This window comes from Pseudoalteromonas sp. M58 (genome assembly GCF_042604605.1).
GTDB classification, from domain to species: Bacteria; Pseudomonadota; Gammaproteobacteria; order Enterobacterales; family Alteromonadaceae; genus Pseudoalteromonas; species Pseudoalteromonas tetraodonis.
Window position 1 is genome coordinate 1,043,365 of the sequence record NZ_CP152390.1, and the last position, 20,113, is coordinate 1,063,477.

The window sequence follows — 20,113 nt, forward strand, 5'->3', positions numbered from 1 at the left end:
TTTATCATGAATGTCAATTTAATTTTAACAATCCAAGAAAAACTGCTCCTTATAACGAACATCAATTTGCCGCTTTAGCAGTTAATGCCGCTATTGTAACAAAGCAAGGGGTTCGAGCCTAGTGCTTTAAAGCGATTTATAAAAAAGACTATGGCATAATTAACTTAATTGCTGATTTTTAATATGGATTTATAGTGTCAAAAGGTTTGTTTCGTTCCGGGATGATTGTAAGTGCAATGACAATGATCTCGCGTATTTTAGGGCTAGTGCGTGATGCTGTTGTTGCTAACTTGTTGGGGGCAGGGGCTGCTGCCGATGTGTTTTTATTTGCAAACCGTATTCCTAATTTTTTACGCCGTTTATTTGCTGAAGGGGCTTTTGCACAGGCGTTTGTACCTGTATTAAGTGAAATCAAAGAACAACAAGGCGATGATAAAGTCAGAATATTTGTTGCACAGGCGGCAGGTACACTCGGCACAATTTTACTACTCGTTACGCTTTTTGGTGTTGTGGCATCCCCCGTTATCGCCGCTTTATTTGGTACTGGTTGGTTTATTGATTGGTGGCAAGGTGGCCCTGACGCAGAAAAGTTTGAGCTTGCCAGTTCACTATTAAAGCTGACCTTTCCTTATTTATTTTTTGTAAGCTTAGTGGCGCTTAGTGGCGCAGTAATGAATGTGTACAACCGTTTTGCAGTTGCCGCATTTACTCCTGTATTACTTAATGTTTCTATTATTGGTTGTGCCATTTTATTGCATGACAAATTTTCTGTTGGTGCATATGCATTAGCAATAGGCGTATTTTTAGGGGGCGTGGTACAGCTATTATTTCAACTGCCGTTTTTATATAAAGCAAAAATGTTGGCCCGCCCGCGATGGGGTTGGCAAGACGAAAATGTTAAAAAAGTGCGTAAATTAATGCTCCCAGCGTTATTTGGTGTATCAATTAGTCAAATTAACTTATTACTCGATACGGTAATAGCTTCATTATTGATGACAGGCTCTATCGCTTGGCTGTATTACTCAGATAGACTGATTGAATTCCCACTTGGTTTATTTGGTATTGGTATTGCGACGGTTATTTTACCTGCGCTATCAAAATTACACAGCAGTAAAAAAAGTAGCGACTTTCAACATACCCTAGATTGGGGAGTGCGATTTGTGATTTTTTTAGGGCTCCCTGCCATGATAGGGTTGATGATTATAAGCCCGCTGATTATTACTGTGCTGTTTGATCACGGCGCGTTTAAAGAGGCTGGTATTGATCACGTTAAGGCTGTGAGCTTAGGGGTGATTGCCTACTCGGTGGGATTAGTCAGCTTTATGTTAATTAAAGTGTTGGCGCCTGGGTTTTATTCTCGCCAAGATACGAAAACACCGGTGCGCATTGGTATTGTCACTTTGGTGCTTAACATGGTGTTTAATATTATGCTGGCGCCCTTTATTGGCTATTTAGGCTTAGCCCTGGCAACCTCTATGTCGGCTAGTTGTAATGCCTACTTACTGTACCGACAGCTTAAAAAAGAGAATGTTTATCAGTTTTCCAGCATGAGTGGCTACTTCACTTTGAAGTGTTTGCTGGCGAGTGTGACGATGGGTGCACTAGTGTGGTTTACCAGTAGACACTATGATTGGGCTAGCTGGCACTTTAGTGAACAAGTTATGTTGTTGGTTGTGTTATTAATTATTGCGGTTGTTAGTTACTTTTTTATGTTGTTTTTGATGGGCGTTAGACTAAATACGATAAAAAGTGTAGCAATTACTGAATCAAATTAAAAAAAAGATTATAATCGGACACTCTGCGACCCAAGGTCGCATTTTATCGCTCGCTGAAAAAGGCATTAGGTGGCATGGAGTTAATTAGAGGTATACACAATATACGCCCACAACACTTTGGTTGTGTGCTAACCATTGGTAATTTTGATGGTGTTCATTTGGGTCATGCTGCCGTATTAAAAGGGCTGTTAGCGGATGCCAAAGAAAATAATTTACCCAGCACTGTAATGTTATTTGAGCCTCAGCCACAAGAGTTTTTTGCAAAAAACAATGCCCCGGCTAGGCTTACTCGACTGCGTGATAAACTTCGTCTATTGAGTAACTTGGGGATTGAGCGCGTTATTTGTATTAGCTTTAATCAAGCGTTTGCAAATATGCATGCAGAGCAGTTTGTGAGCGATATTTTAATTAAAAAGCTGGGCGTTAAAGCATTAACGGTTGGCGATGATTTTAGATTTGGTAAACAGCGCCAAGGAAATTTTAGCCTATTGGCTAATATGGGTACTCAAGCGGGAATGAGTGTTAAAAGCACTGCCAGCTTTAGGCAATTAAATGCTAGAGTAAGCAGTACCTTAATACGAGAAGCGCTTGCCGAGGGTGACTTGGTTAGTGCAAAAGTCATGCTTGGGCATAATTATGCGATATCTGGGCGAGTTATTCACGGCTGGAAAAAAGGCCGGGAACTAGGCTTTAGAACGGCAAATATTGCGCTAAAGCGTCAAGTTTGTCCGGTTAATGGCGTATTTGCGGTTCAAGTAATGATCGCTGGGAAACACGTTTTTGGGGTAGCTAACATTGGAAACAAACCCACATTTAATGGAACTCGTGCCTTATTAGAAGTACACCTTTTTGATTTTGCACAAGATATTTATGGACAATTTATGCATGTGGAGTTGATTGAAAAACTCCGCAACGAGAAAAAATTCGAGACATTAACACAACTGACGGCACAAATAGCAACCGATGTTGCCGCCGCTAAGCAGTGTTTTGGTTTAAATTAGGTAGCCGATAGAGACGGAAAGTAGGATTAATGAGCGACTACAAACATACTTTGAATTTACCGGAAACAATGTTTCCAATGCGTGGCAATTTGGCACAACGTGAACCAAAAATGCTTAAAGCATGGTATGAAGACGACCTGTATGGTCAAATTCGCAGCGCAAAGAAAGGTAAAAAAACTTTCATTTTGCATGACGGCCCTCCGTATGCAAACGGCGATATCCATTTAGGCCATTCAGTAAATAAAATATTAAAAGATATTATTGTTAAGTCTAAAACCTTATCAGACTTCGATGCGCCATACGTACCGGGTTGGGACTGTCATGGTTTACCAATTGAGTTAATGGTTGAGAAAAAAGTCGGTAAACCCGGTGTTAAGGTAACTGCTGCAGAATTTCGCGAAAAATGTCGTGCCTATGCTAAAAAGCAAGTGGAAGGCCAAAAAGTAGACTTTAAACGTTTTTGCTCAATCAACAAATTAAACTGTTTGTTAGTGAATTATTTTAATCCGGTAGAGTCTGTGTGGCCTGAAGAAATGTGGCTGTTTTTTGTTAAAATTTAAGCGATGTATAAAATAGAAAAAGGCGCTAACGAGCGCCTTTTTTATGTGCTATTAGAGCCCTTGCTCATCTGCCATTTTTTTAACTATTTGTGGTGCTGTCCACAGTGACGGTAGTAACACAAAGGAAACTGGCACCGCGGTCACCACAATAAAGGACTGTAGCGCTGAAATTCCGCCCTCGCCAATTGAGATGAGTAATGCAGCCATTACCCCCATCATAACTCCCCAAAACACACGAATTGATGTTTGCGGATGATCGGTACCGGTCATCACCATAGATACCGAGTACGTCATTGAGTCACCGGTTGTTGCCACAAAAATAGTGGTCAGCACTAAAAATAATACCGACACAACAAACCCCATGGGTAACTGCTCAGTAATGGCTAACAATGCCGCTGGTAAATTAAGCCCTGCGAAAGGTTCTGATATAACACCTGGATTATTTAACTCAAAAAATATGCCTGAGCCACCCACAATGGTAAACCAAAAGCAGGTGATCACTGGCGCAACCACAGAGATGAGTAAAATCATTTCACGGATAGTTCGGCCACGCGATATACGCGCAACAAACATCGCCATTAAAGGGCCATAACCTAAAAACCAGCCCCAAAAGAATACGGTCCACCAGTCTAACCATGGTTTATCGGCACGAAACGTAGCCATAGGAATAAAGTTATCTAAGTACAAGCCAAACGATTGGATGTAGCTATCAATAATAAACGCAGTGGGCCCCATCAGTAATATAAACAACATCAGCACTACAGCCAAAACAACATTAAAACGACTTAACAGCTGAATACCTTTAGTAACGCCACTTACCGCTGAAAGTGTGTAAATGCCAATTAAACTAAATAAAATAACTACTTGTGTGGTGTAGGTGTCAGGAATACCAAACAATTTATCTAGGCCAAAACTCACCTGTAAGCCTAAAAAACCAATTGGACCTACAGTGCCAGCAACCACAGCGAGTACACAACATGCATCAACAATTGTACCAAGCGCCCCTTTCATAACACGATCGCCAAATACGGGATAAAGCAAAGTACGAGGTTTAAGCGGTAAGCCTTTTTCGTAATGAAGATGCATATAAACAATGCCCGTTAAGCTGCCTAATATAGCCCAGGCTAAAATCCCCAGTGCATAAAGCTTTGTGCAAGTGCGTTATAAGCGGCATCGTTAGTGCCTGTTTCACCACCAAATAGCGGTGGCGGAGAAATAAAATGTGCCATTGGCTCTGCTGCGGCCCAAAATACGCCGCCACCAGCAAGCAAAGTACACATAATAATACTTATCCACTTAAAGGTAGAAATTTCAGGGTTTTTAAGCCACCCAGTACCACTGAGCCAGTGCGGCCGATAGCTAAGAAAATGCCAATCACAAAGGTTAATAAAAGTAGGACTTGCCAAAAGGCGCCAAATATTTTGGTTGAGAAGGCAAAGGCCGTATTTATCCAATCAGACATCAGTTTAATGTCGTAAAGGGCCAGCGCGGCAAATAAAACTAATATACCGCCACTGATTAAAAATACGGGTATATCAACCCCATCAAGAAACTTAACTCGGGAAGAATGTGTTTCACCCGACTTTAAAGTTGCTTTAGTGGTATTCATTTATCGCTCCTAATGGTTCTTTAAAGTTACCGACATAGCGACACACCATGACATCACACTAAACCCTAGTTTCAACAAACGACAAAGCAACTCAAAAGCGAGTTTTAAGTACTTGTCATGTTCACGTTTAGGTAATGTCACAACAAGTAGACTTATTGCCAATTCCTGACTAGTTTAACGCGTTAAAAACGCTAAACCAATGCCTCAGGAATGATTTGTGTAGTAGTTACACAATAATAAAAGATAAATTACATCACGGTATCAAACAAACAAAAAATATACATTTTTGCTTTAGCAAAAGCGCGGTACGTTATTAAACGTTGCTGCGCAGTGGGTACGCAAACAACGCGGCTTATCGATTAGGGCAACTAAACCTGTCGCTCTGTTAGTGATAAATACAGGGTTATTGATGCTGTTTATGCCATGTTAAATAGTTGCTGTACGTTAATGGTTTTGCAAATAAATAACCCTGCACTGCATTCACGCCCATCGACTTTAATATTGTTAGTTGCTCAGCACTTTCGACCCCTTCGGCCACAATGTTAATATTTAAGCTATGACCTAAGCCAATAATAGATTGCACAATACTTTGACCCGATGCGCTATTGAGCACTTTATCAATAAAGCTTTTATCAATTTTTAACTCATCAATAGGAAAAACGCTTAAATGTTTTAAACACGAGTAGCCCGTACCAAAGTCATCAATTGAAAACACAAATCCCTGCGATTTTAATTCTTCCATTTGCTTTACGGTCCCCATCAAGTCACCCGCTAACATTGATTCAGTGATCTCTAATTTAATTCGAGTTGGCGAGACGTCAAACGCTTCAATTGCTTTAAATAGCTCACCTTTTAAAGTGGAAGAATTAAACTGACACTGGCTAATGTTAATTGATACGCTAAAACTGTCATCGAGTAAGTTATTATCTCGAAGTGTTTCAAGTAAAATACAAATATCTCTTAATACAATATTTTGTAACTTTTGAATTAAGCCAAATTGCTCGGCAATTGGAATAAATGCATTAGGGGGGATAAGTCCTTTGGTTGGATGATTCCACCTTATTAATGCCTCAGCACCCACAAGGGTTCCATCAATTGCTAATTGTGGCTGAAAATAAGCACAAAACTCATCGCACGCGATAGCCCTAACAATGTCAGTTTCAAGCTCAGTTTGATTTTCCAGTAAGGTTTGCAGTGCGGGGTCGTAAAAGCTACTACTATTACCGCCTTTCATTTTAGAGCGATACATAGCGGTATCTGCAAATTTTAAAATATTAGCGGTTATGGCATTGCTCGTGTTAATCAAACAAATACCAATACTACAACTGACCTGAAACGCTAAATCGCCCACTTCAAATTTTTCATAAAAGACACTTTGTACTTTTTTAGCAATCAACTCAGATTCACTATTAGCTTGCATGTGGCTATCACCGACATGCTCGATAAGAATAATAAATTCATCACCACCGACTCGTGCGAGGGTATCTGCCGGGTTCAAAATAGCTGTTAATCGTTGTGATAACTCAACCAGTATTTCATCGCCTGCATTATGACCTAGTGAGTCATTTATGCGTTTAAAATTATCTAAATCTAAAAATAAGAGTGCGCCAGAATGATCAGACTGCTTAATTCGCTCCACATACATACTGAGCCTATCATTGAGCATTCTGCGATTAGGAAGGTTAGTGAGCGGATCGAAAAATGCTAACCGTTGTACTTCTTCTTCGGCAGCTTTGCGATTAGAGATATCTCTGGCCATCCACACCACATGTCTCAGTGACGGGTTATTAGGCTGGTAACTTTCAAGGGGAGCTGTTCGCCCTTCAAATGTAAGCTGCTTACCTTTTATATTGAGCTGATATTCAAACACTTGAACTTCATTAGTTTGCAACGTTTTGTCAATCACCGCCAGAATAGGATTTGCATCTTCAGGAGGCATAATATCTCTGACATTTTGATTTTAACGTGCTCTTGGCTTAAATATAAACTTTCATTAGCTGTGCCGTAAACATTGGTATACTCCCCCTCTTCACTCAAAATGAGGGTTAGATCAGGAAGCACTTTTGTAAAGGCTTTAAACTTTTCATTACTTTGCTGTAATTCAAAAAGCAACGCGTTTAATCTTAGTGACTCGGTGTGCTTTTCAAGAGCAATACTGGTGAAATCAACAAAAAAATCTATTAATTCTAAATCTTGTGGTGTCGGTGACTTTGCGCTGTCATGATAAATTGCAAAAGTGCCTAATATGTCTGATTTTGTTGAAATAATGGGGGTAGACCAACATGACCTTAAACCATAACTTAACGCCAATACTCTATAATCATCCCATAATGGCGATGTTGAAATATCTGCGGCTATAATGCGTTTTTTTTCATAGGCTGCAGTACCGCATGAACCGACAGTTGGCCCTATTTTCACACCATTAATTGCTTGGCAGTAACCCTGTGCAATATTAGGTGCCGCGCTATGAAATAGCTGCTCTCCTTTGAGCGTTAATATAGAGCACTTTGCAGAGGAGTCTTCAATAAGCTCCTCAATAGATAAACAAATATTTTCCAGTACCTCATCAAGTGGCGCACCGAGTGCTATTTTCGATAATATACTTTGTTGCTGAGAAAGCAGCTTTCTGACTCTCATTATTTCAATCAAATTATATTCCTCAACAATCACTAACGCTAAATGCGTCGCTCTATTTTAGGGCCTGTTTATAATAATTTATTATAGTCTTTTGACTATACATAATATTGAAATCAGCATCTATGCTATTTTCGTCTATTTCACGAGCGTTTGCCATTCAATACAAGGTGGCGATTTGAAATGTACTTATCAACAAATCATTTATTTACATACCATCTGTAAATACCCTTTATTAAATACTTTGTTACTTAAAAGTACTGTTTAAAATCATCAAGCTATTTATAATAGCTAAAATAGTAATAATCGATGAGGTTAGTGTGCAAATAACACAAGGTATGGAATATTTTATTTCAGGGTTTAAGTTAATTAGTCAAAAAGGGCTAAAACGCTTTGTACTTATACCCCTACTTATTAATATTTTATTATTTGGTAGCTCCTTATTCTTTTTATTTGGCTGGCTTAGTGATGGCTTTAATGCCGTAAACGCCATGCTCCCAGAATGGCTAAGTTGGCTCGAATGGTTAATGTGGCCAATTGCTGTGCTGGTGGTGCTGTTTAGTTACAGTATGTTATTTACCGTTATTACTAACTTTATCGCCGCACCTTTTAATGGCTTACTAAGTGAAAAGGTAGAGCTTTACTTAACTGGTCAAAAAATTAACGACGACGGATTAGCTGATTTAGTTAAAGATGTTCCGCGAATGCTGGGCCGGGAATGGACTAAGCTTTGCTACTACCTCCCACGCGCTATCGGCTTTTTTATTTTATTGTGGGTACTACCTGTAATAGGCCAAGTGCTATGGGTGCTTTTTACCTGCTGGATGTATGCGGTGCAATATAAAGATTATGCTTTTGATAATCACAAAATTAGCTTTACACAAATGAAAAATGATTTAAAAAGCAAACAAGGGTTATCTTATGGGTTTGGCTTTGCCGTGATGCTGCTAACCGCTATCCCATTTGTAAATTTAATTGTTATGCCTGTGGCGGTATGTGGTGCCACACGATTATGGGTTGAAAATTACCGACCACAATACCGTAGTTAAAATAAAAAATGGGCCACTTGGCCCATTTTTTATACTCGCTAATAGATTAACTATATAAGCTCTGTGGCACTTTAGTGACATTTAAGTGCACCGTTATTTCTTCACGATCATGGTATAAATGCTTAGCTTGAAGTTCATAGCTTATGCCGTACTTCGCCATTTCTTCTCTGATCATTTTTAAACATTCATACACACTATCAAAGCGTTTTTTCATCGGTAATTTCAGATTAAAAATAAGCTCTTTTGCATAAGCATTTACTGCCCAGTCAATCATCAAGTTAGTCACTTTAGTCGGCTTTTCTACCATATCGCAAACCAACCAAGTGATATTTCTTTTTTCTGGACGGTATTTAAAACCATCTTCTCTAAAATGCTTTACCTGACCCGTTTCCATTAAACTTTCGTTCATTGGGCCGTTATCTATCGCGCTAACAAACATACCACGGCGAACTAACTGATAAGTCCAGCCACCTGGGCATGCACCTAAATCAACGCTGCGCATCCCAGCTTGTACGCGTGACTCACGCTGTTGCTCAGGAATAAACACATTAAACGCTTCATCTAACTTAAGCGTTGAACGACTTGGGCCATCGCTTGGCATACGTAAACGTAAGATCCCCATAAAAAAAGGAGAGTTGTTATAACTATATGAGTAACCCACATACGCAGTATTATTAGCTAAAAACAGCACATGCATTACTGGGCGATTTGCTTTTGGCTCACGCAATACAGTGTTTTGTTTCTCGAGGGCTTTTTTAAGCGGGGTCGATATTTTTTTACAAAAAGTCAGTAACTCTTTGCCCTCGTTGGTATCGGGTGTTTCGACACGAAGCTCAGAACACAAAGTAAAATCTTTTGCGGCATCTACAATAGCGCCTACTCTATCTTCTACGGGCATATTTTCAATTAGGTTACCGGCAAACCATTGGCGTGCAAACACCATATTTTTAAAATCAACTTTTTTGATTATTTCGTCGCTGTGCTGCGCTTCAAAACATTCATAAATAACATAACCGGTATTTGGTTTTGCTTTTACATACCCAGCAAATCCTTGTTCGGCAGCGTGAAACGTTATTTCAGCAGCGGCATCGTTTTCAAAACCACTACGACAGTAAATCACAACACTAGACATATTAACCCTTAAACTCTTTAAAACTTAAATCGTGCAACTTGCACTAAAATAACTATCCAACCAATAATAAAGCACAGCCCACCCAATGGGGTAATTGGGCCCAGCCACTTCAACCCTGTTAAGGCCAATAAGTATAAGCTGCCACTAAATAACAATGTACCGGCAATAAAAAAACCACCCGCCATACTGAGGTGCATACCCCACTTAATTAAAATAGCCACTGCAATTAACGCCAGCCCATGCACCATTTGATATTCAGCGGCGGTTTTAAAAATACCAATGGAGTACTCTGATAAACGATTTTTCAGACCATGAGCAGCAAATGCGCCCAGTATCACTGAAAGCATGCAAAAAAAGCTGCCTGCTAATAAAAATAGTTTAATCATGTTTATCCTCTTTTAAATTTTCAAGCGTATTCTTTATAAAGCTTGCTGCCTGTATTGCCGCAGCATTCAGGTTTTCCTGCTCAGTCACGCCACTTTTTTTACGCGGTTTTAGTGAGTGGTCACCATCCGTTAACCATACATACTTTGGCTGCTTTGGCATGGCCATTGTGGCAAGCTCTTCGCGGGTGCCAAAGGTATCCCTTTCCCCCTGTAATACTAAAAAAGGACACGGTATTTCTGCAAAATGATCTGTACGCAGTTTTTCTGGCTTGCCCGGAGGATGAAACGGATAACCAAACGCAAGCACACCTAAAACAGGATGAGAGGTCGAACAGGCAAGCATCGATGCCATGCGCCCGCCCATTGATTTACCCCCTATAAATAGCGGTAAATTTGCATCAGCTTGAGTCACTATATGTTCAAAATAAGTAAGTAGTTTAGGCGCTCGCTCTGGTGGGCGACGTTTGTTAGTTTGTTTAGCAATTTGCATATATTCAAAATCAAACAAGCCAACGTCAATACTGTACTCACTAAGTTGTTTAGCCATGATTTGCATAAACTCAGAATCACTGCCAGCCCCTGCGCCATGAGCAAATATAAACTGTGCGATTGCCGGTTGCTGACTACTTCTAACCCATTCGATGCTCATTAATATTCTTGCTCCTGCTCAACTAAACTTAACATCCAGTCTTTAAACGATACAATTTTGCCTAACTCATTTTGTGACTCACGGATCACTAAGTAATAGGCATTTTTACTCTCTAAACTGTGATTGAACGGGATCACTAAACGTCCTGCATCAATATCTGGTTTTGCTAGTACGCTGTTACCAATTGCAACACCTTGGCCATGTACCGCAGCTTGTAACACCATAGAAGAATGACTAAATATAGGTCCTTGGTTAACTTGTACATTACGTACGCCGGCGGTTTTCATCCAGGTTTTCCAGTTTTTACGGGTGGTGTCATGTAGCAAGGTATGGTTTGCTAAATCACTGGGTTGGTTAAGCGCTCTGGGGCCATTTAACAGTAACGGGCTACATAACGGCACTAAATACTCAGTGTGCAGTTTATAGGCTTGCACCCCACTCCAATGACCGCGACCATAATAAATTGAGATATCAACATCGTCTGTTAACGAGTTTTCATCCTGATCTTGGGCTTTAATTCGCACATCAATTTCTGGGTGTAATTCGTTAAATAAGCTCAATCGAGGAATGAGCCATTGAATCGCAAAACTGGGGGTTAAACTTACGGTTAACGAGCCTTTGGCACCACGAGCTAATAGCTTTTCAGTTGCATCTATTAGCTGAGTAAAAATCTCTTTAATATCTAAAAAGTAACCTTGGCCTTCTTCGGTTAATAATAACGAGCGATTTTTACGTAAAAACAGCTTTAAGCCTAAATGCTCTTCAAGCGTTTTTATTTGATGACTCACCGCAGCTTGCGTGACATACAACTCTTCTGCGGCTTTAGTAAAGCTTAAATGACGTGCTGCAGCTTCAAAAGCTTTCAGCGCGTTTAATGGAGGAACTCGTCTTGACATGGCAACCAAGCTTAGAATTAGTTTTTCTTATGCGGTGAATTATATACCTATGCTAGGAAAGAGTATATTCAAGCCATAAAAAAAGCGACCTAAGTCGCTTTTTAAAGTGCTAATCAACTTTATAAATCGCTAGCACTGGTATCAAGAGGGGCAAAGCTCTTGATTAAATCATCAACCGCTTTCATTTGCGATAAGTACCCTTCTAACTTGCTCAATGCTAATGCACAGGGGCCATCACATTTTGCTTCATTTGGATTGGGGTGCGCTTCAATAAATAAGCCTGCAATACCCAATGCCATGCCGCTACGAGCAAGTTCGGCAGCTTGAGCACGACGACCATCGGCTGAGTCAGCTCGACCGCCAGGACGCTGCAATGCATGAGTTGCATCAAATATAACGGGAGCCATGGTTTTCATATCATCCATACCTAGCATATCAACCACTAGGTTATTATAGCCAAAGCTTGAACCACGTTCACATAAGGCCACATTATTATTTCCGGCTTCATTAAATTTAGTAATGATATGACGCATTTCATGCGGAGCTAAAAACTGTGGCTTTTTCACATTAATAATCGCGCCTGTTTTAGCCATTGCAACCACCAAGTCTGTTTGACGAGCCAAAAACGCCGGTAGCTGAATAACATCAACAACCTCTGCAACCGGTGCTGCTTGATGAGGTTCATGTACATCGGTGATAAGCGGAATATTAAAGGTATTTTTAATCTCTTCAAATATCTTTAAGCCTTCTTCCATGCCTGGACCACGGTAAGAATTGATGGACGAGCGATTGGCTTTATCAAATGACGCCTTGAATACATAAGGAATATTTAATTTAGTGGTCACTTCAACATAATGCTCGGCAATACGCATCGCTAAGTCGCGTGATTCAAGCACATTCATGCCACCAAATAAAACAAAAGGTTTATTATTTGCCAGTTCTATTTCATTGATATTAATAACTTGGTTATTCATTTTAATTCCTTATGGTGCAACTGCTTGCATCATTAATCCACAAATATACGCCATATATGTACCTACACCATAGCCAAGTACAGCTAATAATACGCCGACCGGTGCCAGTGACGGATGAAACGCAGCAGCCACAACAGGGGCAGACGCTGCGCCACCTACATTGGCCTGTGAGCCAACAGCCATATAAAATAACGGCGCTTTAATTAATTTAGCCACAATGAGCATTAAGCTTGCGTGAGTTAACATCCAAATTGCACCAATAACAAAATACATCGGTGAATCAAAAATCGCCATTACATTCATATGCAGGCCAATCGATGCCACTAAAATATACAAAAAGGCTGACGCCACTTTCGATGAACCAAACGCCTCAATATGGCGTACTTTGGTAAACGATAAGCAAATACCTATCGTCGTTGATATAACAATAAGCCAAAAGAACTTACTGTTTAAACTGTATTCTTTTGCCCACGCATAATTATTGGCAAAGAAGGGCCCTAAAATATCTGCACAAAAGTGCGCTAAACCGGTAATACCAAAGGCAATAGCAATAATCATCATGTAATCATTTAGCGTTGGCATACGCGCATGCTCTGCATGGTATTTTTCAACACGTTGCTTTAAGTCTTCAATCGCGGTGGTATCTGCACCGGCTTTAGCGTCAATCGCTTTATGATTAGCTGCCATTAATAATAATACTGCCATCCATAAATTAGCCACTATCACATCCACGGTGACCATGGCTGAGAAAATATCGCCACCCACTTCAAACATTTCTTTCATAGATGCTTGGTTTGCACCGCCACCAATCCAGCTACCTGCAATGGTTGTCATACCACGCCAAACAGCGTCAGGGCCATGTCCCCCTACCGCTTCTGGATAAACAGCACTCATTATTAAAATAGCTAATGGGCCGCCAATCACAATACCTGCGGTGCCGGTTAAAAACATAATTAATGCTTTAGGACCTAAATTAATAATCGCTTTTAAATCAATACTGATAGTAAGCAAAATTAAACACGCTGGCAGTAAATATCGCGAAGCGACGTAATATACGTTAGATTGAGAACCATCAACAATACCAAAGGTATTTAACAATGACGGCAAAAAATAACACAGCAATAATGCCGGTACATATTTATAAAATGCCACAAGACCTGGGCGTTGACTATTTGAGGTTTTGAAAATAAACCCTAAAATAATCGCCAATAAACCAAGTACAACGGCATCATTGGTAATTAATGCAGTTTGGGGATCAGCCATAACATTTCCTATTTTTTATTCTTAGTGGTGAGTTTTATGATTGTCTTCAAGTTCTTCAATTTGATGTAGAATGATTTCAATAGCAGGATCATCAGGACATTCATCAACAAAAAACTGTAAATCATCTCGTGCCATTTTAGGGCAGCCAAGCTGATTTAGTAAATAACCTCTGTCGCGTCGCTCATAGGGATCATCACCTAACATTTCCATTAATAAATCGACGCAAGTTAATGCATGACCAAATTTATTTTCACTAATGAAAGACCATTTTTGCTGCGCTAAAAATAATTTATACACTTCGTCTTCAAAAATAAGCTCTAAAGGCTCTTGTTCTTGAGGGTTTTCTTCATCAATATTTTCAGGAATGATGTACCAACTTTGTTGGCCACTGCTAGGGTCGACAAGATAACCCTCTTCATCACTCATTGCGACGTGAATGCCCACTTCGCCTTGAGTTATGCTTACACTGGCATCGAGTTTAGCATGCTGTAAAAAGTGGCATAACAAAATAGCTAAGGTTGTCGGTGTGCCACTGCGCATAGACAAGGTGTAGCTGATGCTATTTAACTTATACTCAGGAACTTTCAAGCTTGATGCACTAAATAGCCACTCACTATAAAAGCTATCAAGTAGTTTATCTAGGCGATCGTGTTCGTCCGGCATCTGCTGACAAATAGACTCTATTTGCTGCTCAAACGCAGTGAGTATTTCAAGACTTGGTGTTAAGTCTATTTGAGGGTCCCATTTAGCTTCCGCTTTTATACAACGATATATAGCCGGCGGCAAAAAATCATCGTAAGCATCTTCTATATAAGATTCATCGTGTTCATCAAACCCGAGGGTGGTCATTCATACTACAACATTCTAGAAAACGAGGACGTAGTTTACCTAATTTTAAAGCTAGATACCAATAATCAGAAATGAATTGAAGAGGTAAGCTTTACACCTTTGGTGTGCAAAGCTTAAATAGGCATTGTTAATTATAACAACAGCGGTGCTTTCGCTGTTGCTAAGTAACCAATAGCTAAAATAACAGCGGTGTTAAGTACTAAAAATACGACTTTTGGAACGGTTGTCGTTTGTTTAGCGCTAATAATACCCACAACAATATAAACGATAACTAGAATAATTTTTTCTAATAACCAAAGCTGCTCTAATGGGTTTATTTTAGCCATTGCCATTAAGCCGATGGCTGAGACAATTAATAAAGTGTCTATACTGTGGCTACCAATAAAAACCAATTTATTTTTGGCAAGGCTGCCACTGCCCATGCGAGAAAAAGAACGTACGTAAAATAAAATAATACTCACTAGCGCAATGGCCATGTGTGAGTGTTTTAATGCTAAATAATCCATATGTATTGTTACTTCTGTTTAGTTATGTGTTTTGTCAGGAAAGCGTAAAAGTACCGCTTCGAGGTCTTCAAGTTTATCATTAAATACATCAACAAGTTTAGGATCAAAATGCGTTCCTTTATTTGCGTTGATCTCCGCAACCGCTTCTTCAAGTGTCCACGCACCTTTATAGCAACGTTTATGGCGCAGTGCATCATACACATCAGCCAATGCCACTATTCTGGCAAAAATATCAATACTCTCCCCCTTTAATCCACTAGGGTAACCAGAACCATCCCACTTTTCGTGGTGCTGCTGTGCGATTAATGCCCCTGCGCTGACTATTTTACGCGGTGAATCTTTCAAAATAGCATAGCCTTTTCCAGCATGAGTTTTCATAACTTCCCACTCTTCGCTATTTAACTTGCCAGGCTTATTTAAAATTGCATCCGGAATACCTATTTTACCCACATCATGTAAAGGCGATGCAAAGCGAATTAAATTCGCTTGCTCTTCAGATAACCCGTAGGCTAATGCTAATTCATAGCAAATATAAGCAACCCGTTTTACATGATTACCCGTTTCGCACGAGCGCTGTTCAACGGCTTCACTTAAACGATAAACAAGCTCTTGTTGTGTGGCTTCAACTTCAGTATGTAACTGCACATTTTCAAATGCCAACTGCACATTTTGAGAAAAGATTTCAATTAGGTTTCGTTGTGTATCCGTCAACTTTGACGGCACACCTGATACAAACAACATTGAATTATGGTTAAATTTACTGCTGCAATAAGCAAACAAATAATCATCTCTGTACACAATTGCTTTGTTAGCAAGGGCCTCTTGGCACGCTTGTAATTGATCTTCTGCTAGTACGGTTTCTAGCTCTTCTCCCTCGCGCTTAGCAAAATCGCCGGTACCAGAGCAAACAATCAGTTTTTTATTCATCTCCTCTGACGGATTTTGTGCAACTAAGGTGGTGGCATACATGGCTTCATCAGCAACGTTTAGTAAAGAAGTAAGCTGCTGCATCACGCCTTCAATAAAGTTATCCATTGAATGGGTTGCAAAAATATTGCGCGAAGCGGTGATTATTTTTTCTAGCCCCTCACGCGATTGCTCAATCGAAATAATATCGCGATACGAGCGAAGACTTGCCATCATAACGGTGAATAGTTTTTGTGCGGTAAGTTCTGTTTTAGATTTATAGTCATTAATATCGTAATTTACGATTACTTGGCGCTCGGGTGCTTGGCCTGGCTGCCCGGTTCGTAGAATAATGCGAATATAATTATTTTTAACGGTATCACGAATGTATTTTGCTACTTGCAAACCCGCATCGTCTGTTTCCATAACAACATCGAGTAGGATGATGGCCGCATCAGGATGATCATCAATCAACTTTTTCGCTTCTGCGCCTGAATAAGCACTAATAAACTCCAAGCGTCTATCTTGAAACTTAAAATCACTCAACGCTAAACGCGTAACAGCATGAACCTCGGGTTCATCATCAACAATTAGAACTTTTACTTCAGGTGGTTGTTCATTTGAAAATAAAAAATCTTCCATCACAAAGAGTTCCTTAAAACATATGCAAACAAACAACGGGGCTATTTTTAATAAGTTAAGGCCATTGTCCGAAAGTTACGCGGTCGTTATTACCAAGATCTTTCACTGTGCTTACATTTATAAACGCCATTTGGTTGAATATATGGCGAACAGCTGCACTTTGCTCAAATCCGTGTTCAATTAAAAGATAGCCATTAGAATGTAAATAGTCACGTGATTGTGTAATTATTTGTTTAATATCAGCTAATCCAGCATCATCTGCAACCAATGCAGACAAAGGCTCAAAGCGCACATCACCTTGGTGCAAGTGTTTATCGTTATATTCTATATAGGGAGGGTTGGTTACAATTAGATCAAATTTTTTATTATTTAACGCGCTAAACCAATTGCTTTGTTCAACACACACATTATTTATCGCTAATCGTTTTTGATTACGTTTGGCCAGTGCCACCGCATCATCAATACGATCAACGGCAATAATATCCCATGTAGGCATTTCACTTCCAAGCGCAAGTGCAATTGCTCCAGTGCCTGTGCCCAAATCGAGCACTTTGGCGTCATTTGGTACATTACATGCAAGCGCAAGCTCAACTAAGGTTTCTGTATCAGGGCGAGGAATGAGTGTTGTTGGATTTACTTCAAGCTGTAAACTCCAAAACTCACGATACCCTGTAATGTGCGAAACAGGCTCGCCGTTTAAACGACGCTCACATGCACGCTCAAACGCTTGTGATTGCTCATCGTTAATTGTTTTTCTGGCCAAGTAAATAAATAACTACGTGGCTTTTGTAAAATATTAAGCAGTAGTACTTGAGCATCTAACTTTGCGCTATCACTACTTGATGCTAATAAATTAGCACCGGTAGTAATAAAGGCGTTTTTGGTGATTGGGATAAGCCTTACCTAACCATGAACTTTGACTTTGAAGCCAATGCAATTCGTGTACTAGGTCGCATTATAAAAAAATGGCCATCTACACAAAGGCGCAAAACCTGTGCATTGGTGTACAGATTGTGGCTCTGCATTAGCAGAAGCAGAAGTTGAATATCAAGACAAACAATCGCCAGCTATCGATGTACGTTTTAACTTTTGCTGATCAAGACGCAGTAGTAAATGCGTTTAACTTAGCTGATGGTCATCAAGGCACTGGCAGTGTAGGGACTGTTATTTGGACTACGACACGTGGACTTTGCCAGCTAACCGTGCGGTTGCTGTGCATGCTGATTTAGAATACGCGCTAGTACAAGTAGACGATGAAGGTGCTCAGCAGCGTCTGATTTTAGGTTCTGAGCTTGTTAAAGATGCGATGGATCGTTTTGGCTTTAACCACTTCCATATCCTTGGCTATGTTAAAGGTGCAGCACTTGAAAACTTAAACGTTGCACACCCATTTTATGACTTTAACGTACCGGTTATTGTAGCTGAACACGTAACCACAGATTCTGGTACGGGTGTTGTACATACTGCACCTGGTCATGGTCAAGAAGATTTCGTGGCAGGCCTTGAGTATAATCTTGAAGTAGCTAACCCAGTTGGCGCAAACGGAGTGTACTTACCTGACACTGAATTATTTGCCGGTCAGCATGTGTTTAAAGCCAATGTGAGTGTAATTGAGGTATTAAAAGAAAATAATGCCCTAATGCATCATCATGCATTAACTCACAGCTACCCACATTGTTGGCGCCATAAAACGCCTATTATCTTCCGTGCCACACCACAATGGTTTGTTAGCATGGAGCAGGCTAACTTACGCAAAGATTCACTGGCTGAAATTAAAAATACTCAATGGTTACCTGAATGGGGCGAAAGCCGTATTGCCAACATGGTTGAAGGCCGCCCTGATTGGTGTATTTCGCGTCAACGTACGTGGGGTGTACCTATTGCATTGTTTGTTGATAAAGACACGGGTGCATTACACCCAAATACTCAAGAGCTGATTGAACAAGCTGCAGTACTTGTGGAAAAATCAGGTATTCAAGCATGGTATGACCTAGAGCCTGCTACTTTGCTAGGTGAAGAAGACGCTAAACAGTACATGAAAGTACAAGACACGCTAGATGTGTGGTTTGACTCAGGTGTGACTCATGCCTGTGTTGTTGATGCGCGTGAAGATTTAGTTGGTCCTGCAGATTTATACCTTGAAGGTTCTGATCAACACCGTGGTTGGTTTATGTCATCAATGATGACTTCAGTGGCAATTAATGGTCATGCACCATACAAGCAAGTGCTTACGCATGGCTTTACGGTTGATGAAAACGGCCGCAAAAATGTCTAAGTCATTAGGCAATGTTATTTCGCCACAAAATGTGATGAATAAACTGGGCGCTGATATTTTACGTTTATGGGTAGCATCAACTGATTACACGGCAGAAAATGACTGTATCCGATGAAATATTCAAACGTTCGGCAGATCGTTACCGTCGTATTCGTAACACCAGCCGTTACTTACTTGCTAACCTAAGTGGTTTTGATCCAAAAACGGATCAAGTTGCTGTTGATGATATGGTTGAGCTTGATAAGTGGATTGTAGGGCGCGCAGCACAGTTACAAGATGATATTTTAGCGGCTTACGATAGCTACCAAATGCTATTAGTAACGCAAAAGCTAATGAACTTCTGTACCGGTGAGCTTGGTTCGTTCTACTTAGACGTTATAAAAGACCGTCAGTACACGGCAAAAAGCGACAGCCATGCACGTCGTTCTTGTCAAACAGCGCTTTATCATATTGCTGAAGCAATGACGCGTTGGATGGCACCAATCATGAGCTTTACAGCGCAAGAAATTTGGGAAGCACTGCCGGGTGAGCGCAGTGACTATGTATTTACTTCAACATGGTATGAGGGATTACAAGCACCAACAACGACCAAGTTTAGTAATGAAGACTGGCAAGCTATTTTAAATGTGCGTGACGAAGTGAACCGTCTGTTAGAAGCTGCACGTAAAGAAGAAGTGATTGGCGCAACATTACAAGCAACCGTAAACCTGTTTGCCAGCAAAGAGCTTGCAGCAAAACTTGCGGCGTTAGGCGATGAGCTACGTTTTGTGTTGTTAACCTCTGCGGTTAACGTTACCGAGGTAGACAGTCAACCTGCAGATTCACAAACTACTGAAATTGATGGTTTATACATTAGCGTATCAGCAACAGATGCTAAAAAGTGTGAGCGTTGTTGGCATTACAGTGAAGATGTAGGTGTTGAGCCTGCTCATCCTGAAATTTGTGGTCGTTGTGTAAGTAACGTTGACGGTGAAGGTGAAAAGCGTCAATTCGCTTAGGAGTTGTTT

At 40.3% G+C, this 20,113-nt stretch carries 14 protein-coding genes and 4 pseudogenes; 5 read left to right on the forward strand and 13 right to left on the reverse strand.

Annotated elements, in window-relative coordinates; genetic code table 11:
• Nucleotides 1-236 precede the first annotated feature (236 nt).
• The 3 genes and pseudogenes from murJ to AAGD16_RS04855 form a co-directional block, all read left to right on the forward strand.
• Nucleotides 237-1,775 (forward strand): murein biosynthesis integral membrane protein MurJ, encoded by a 1,539-nt coding sequence (gene murJ / locus AAGD16_RS04845; RefSeq protein ID WP_377114773.1) that lies wholly within the window; start codon nucleotides 237-239, stop codon nucleotides 1,773-1,775.
• Between the two features lie 74 nt (nucleotides 1,776-1,849).
• On the forward strand, nucleotides 1,850-2,776 hold the full coding sequence (gene ribF / locus AAGD16_RS04850) for a bifunctional riboflavin kinase/FAD synthetase (RefSeq protein WP_024602833.1): 927 nt from the start codon (nucleotides 1,850-1,852) through the stop codon (nucleotides 2,774-2,776).
• A 29-nt stretch (nucleotides 2,777-2,805) separates the two neighbouring features.
• Nucleotides 2,806-3,234, forward strand: a pseudogene (locus AAGD16_RS04855) (class I tRNA ligase family protein); the annotation flags it as partial.
• Nucleotides 3,235-3,387: 153 nt separating this feature from the next.
• Here AAGD16_RS04855 and AAGD16_RS04860 read toward each other — a convergent pair.
• Both AAGD16_RS04860 and AAGD16_RS04865 read right to left on the reverse strand, forming a co-directional pair.
• Nucleotides 3,388-4,945, reverse strand: a pseudogene (locus tag AAGD16_RS04860) (BCCT family transporter).
• A 403-nt stretch (nucleotides 4,946-5,348) separates the two neighbouring features.
• A pseudogene (locus AAGD16_RS04865) lies at nucleotides 5,349-7,594 on the reverse strand (putative bifunctional diguanylate cyclase/phosphodiesterase).
• Between the two features lie 323 nt (nucleotides 7,595-7,917).
• Between AAGD16_RS04865 and cysZ the strand changes: the two are divergent.
• On the forward strand, nucleotides 7,918-8,628 hold the full coding sequence (gene cysZ / locus AAGD16_RS04870; protein WP_377114776.1) for a sulfate transporter CysZ: 711 nt from the start codon (nucleotides 7,918-7,920) through the stop codon (nucleotides 8,626-8,628).
• Between the two features lie 46 nt (nucleotides 8,629-8,674).
• Here cysZ and rlmM read toward each other — a convergent pair whose 3' ends face one another.
• From rlmM to AAGD16_RS04925, 11 genes are all read right to left on the reverse strand, one after another.
• Entirely contained in the window at nucleotides 8,675-9,760 is a 1,086-nt protein-coding gene (gene rlmM, locus AAGD16_RS04875) for a 23S rRNA (cytidine(2498)-2'-O)-methyltransferase RlmM (protein ID WP_028834960.1), read from the reverse strand.
• A gap of 17 nt (nucleotides 9,761-9,777) precedes the next feature.
• A complete protein-coding gene (locus AAGD16_RS04880) occupies nucleotides 9,778-10,146 on the reverse strand; it encodes a DUF423 domain-containing protein (protein WP_377111431.1) in 369 nt (122 codons plus the stop codon).
• Nucleotides 10,139-10,795: an alpha/beta family hydrolase gene (locus AAGD16_RS04885; protein ID WP_377111434.1), complete on the reverse strand. Its 657-nt coding sequence runs from the start codon at nucleotides 10,793-10,795 to the stop codon at nucleotides 10,139-10,141. Before AAGD16_RS04885 ends, AAGD16_RS04880 begins: the two co-directional genes overlap by 8 nt.
• Nucleotides 10,795-11,691 carry a transcriptional regulator GcvA gene (locus tag AAGD16_RS04890; RefSeq protein WP_013465321.1) on the reverse strand — a complete coding sequence of 299 codons (897 nt, stop codon included), beginning with the start codon at nucleotides 11,689-11,691 and terminating at the stop codon, nucleotides 10,795-10,797. The genes AAGD16_RS04885 and AAGD16_RS04890 overlap by 1 nt, the downstream gene beginning before the upstream one ends.
• A gap of 119 nt (nucleotides 11,692-11,810) precedes the next feature.
• Nucleotides 11,811-12,665 carry a 3-deoxy-8-phosphooctulonate synthase gene (gene kdsA, locus AAGD16_RS04895; RefSeq protein ID WP_013465322.1) on the reverse strand — a complete coding sequence of 285 codons (855 nt, stop codon included), beginning with the start codon at nucleotides 12,663-12,665 and terminating at the stop codon, nucleotides 11,811-11,813.
• 9 nt (nucleotides 12,666-12,674) lie between these two features.
• The gene (locus AAGD16_RS04900) at nucleotides 12,675-13,928 is read right to left on the reverse strand and encodes a DUF819 domain-containing protein (RefSeq protein WP_036982079.1); all 1,254 of its coding nucleotides are present in this window, start codon (nucleotides 13,926-13,928) and stop codon (nucleotides 12,675-12,677) included.
• A 21-nt stretch (nucleotides 13,929-13,949) separates the two neighbouring features.
• Nucleotides 13,950-14,777, reverse strand: a complete 828-nt coding sequence (locus AAGD16_RS04905; RefSeq protein WP_013465324.1) for a tetratricopeptide repeat protein — start codon at nucleotides 14,775-14,777, stop codon at nucleotides 13,950-13,952.
• 131 nt (nucleotides 14,778-14,908) lie between these two features.
• Nucleotides 14,909-15,283, reverse strand: a complete 375-nt coding sequence (locus AAGD16_RS04910) for a SirB2 family protein (RefSeq protein ID WP_024602655.1) — start codon at nucleotides 15,281-15,283, stop codon at nucleotides 14,909-14,911.
• An 18-nt stretch (nucleotides 15,284-15,301) separates the two neighbouring features.
• Nucleotides 15,302-16,831, reverse strand: a complete 1,530-nt coding sequence (locus AAGD16_RS04915; RefSeq protein ID WP_377114779.1) for a DUF3369 domain-containing protein — start codon at nucleotides 16,829-16,831, stop codon at nucleotides 15,302-15,304.
• Nucleotides 16,832-16,886: 55 nt separating this feature from the next.
• Entirely contained in the window at nucleotides 16,887-17,594 is a 708-nt protein-coding gene (prmC, locus tag AAGD16_RS04920) for a peptide chain release factor N(5)-glutamine methyltransferase (protein WP_377114013.1), read from the reverse strand.
• Nucleotides 17,528-17,725 carry a hypothetical protein gene (locus AAGD16_RS04925; protein ID WP_377114782.1) on the reverse strand — a complete coding sequence of 66 codons (198 nt, stop codon included), beginning with the start codon at nucleotides 17,723-17,725 and terminating at the stop codon, nucleotides 17,528-17,530. Before AAGD16_RS04925 ends, prmC begins: the two co-directional genes overlap by 67 nt.
• Between AAGD16_RS04925 and ileS the strand changes: the two are divergent.
• Nucleotides 17,705-20,104: pseudogene (gene ileS / locus AAGD16_RS04930) on the forward strand (isoleucine--tRNA ligase); the annotation flags it as partial. The gene AAGD16_RS04925 and the pseudogene ileS sit on opposite strands and share 21 nt — an antisense overlap.
• Nucleotides 20,105-20,113 lie beyond the last annotated feature (9 nt).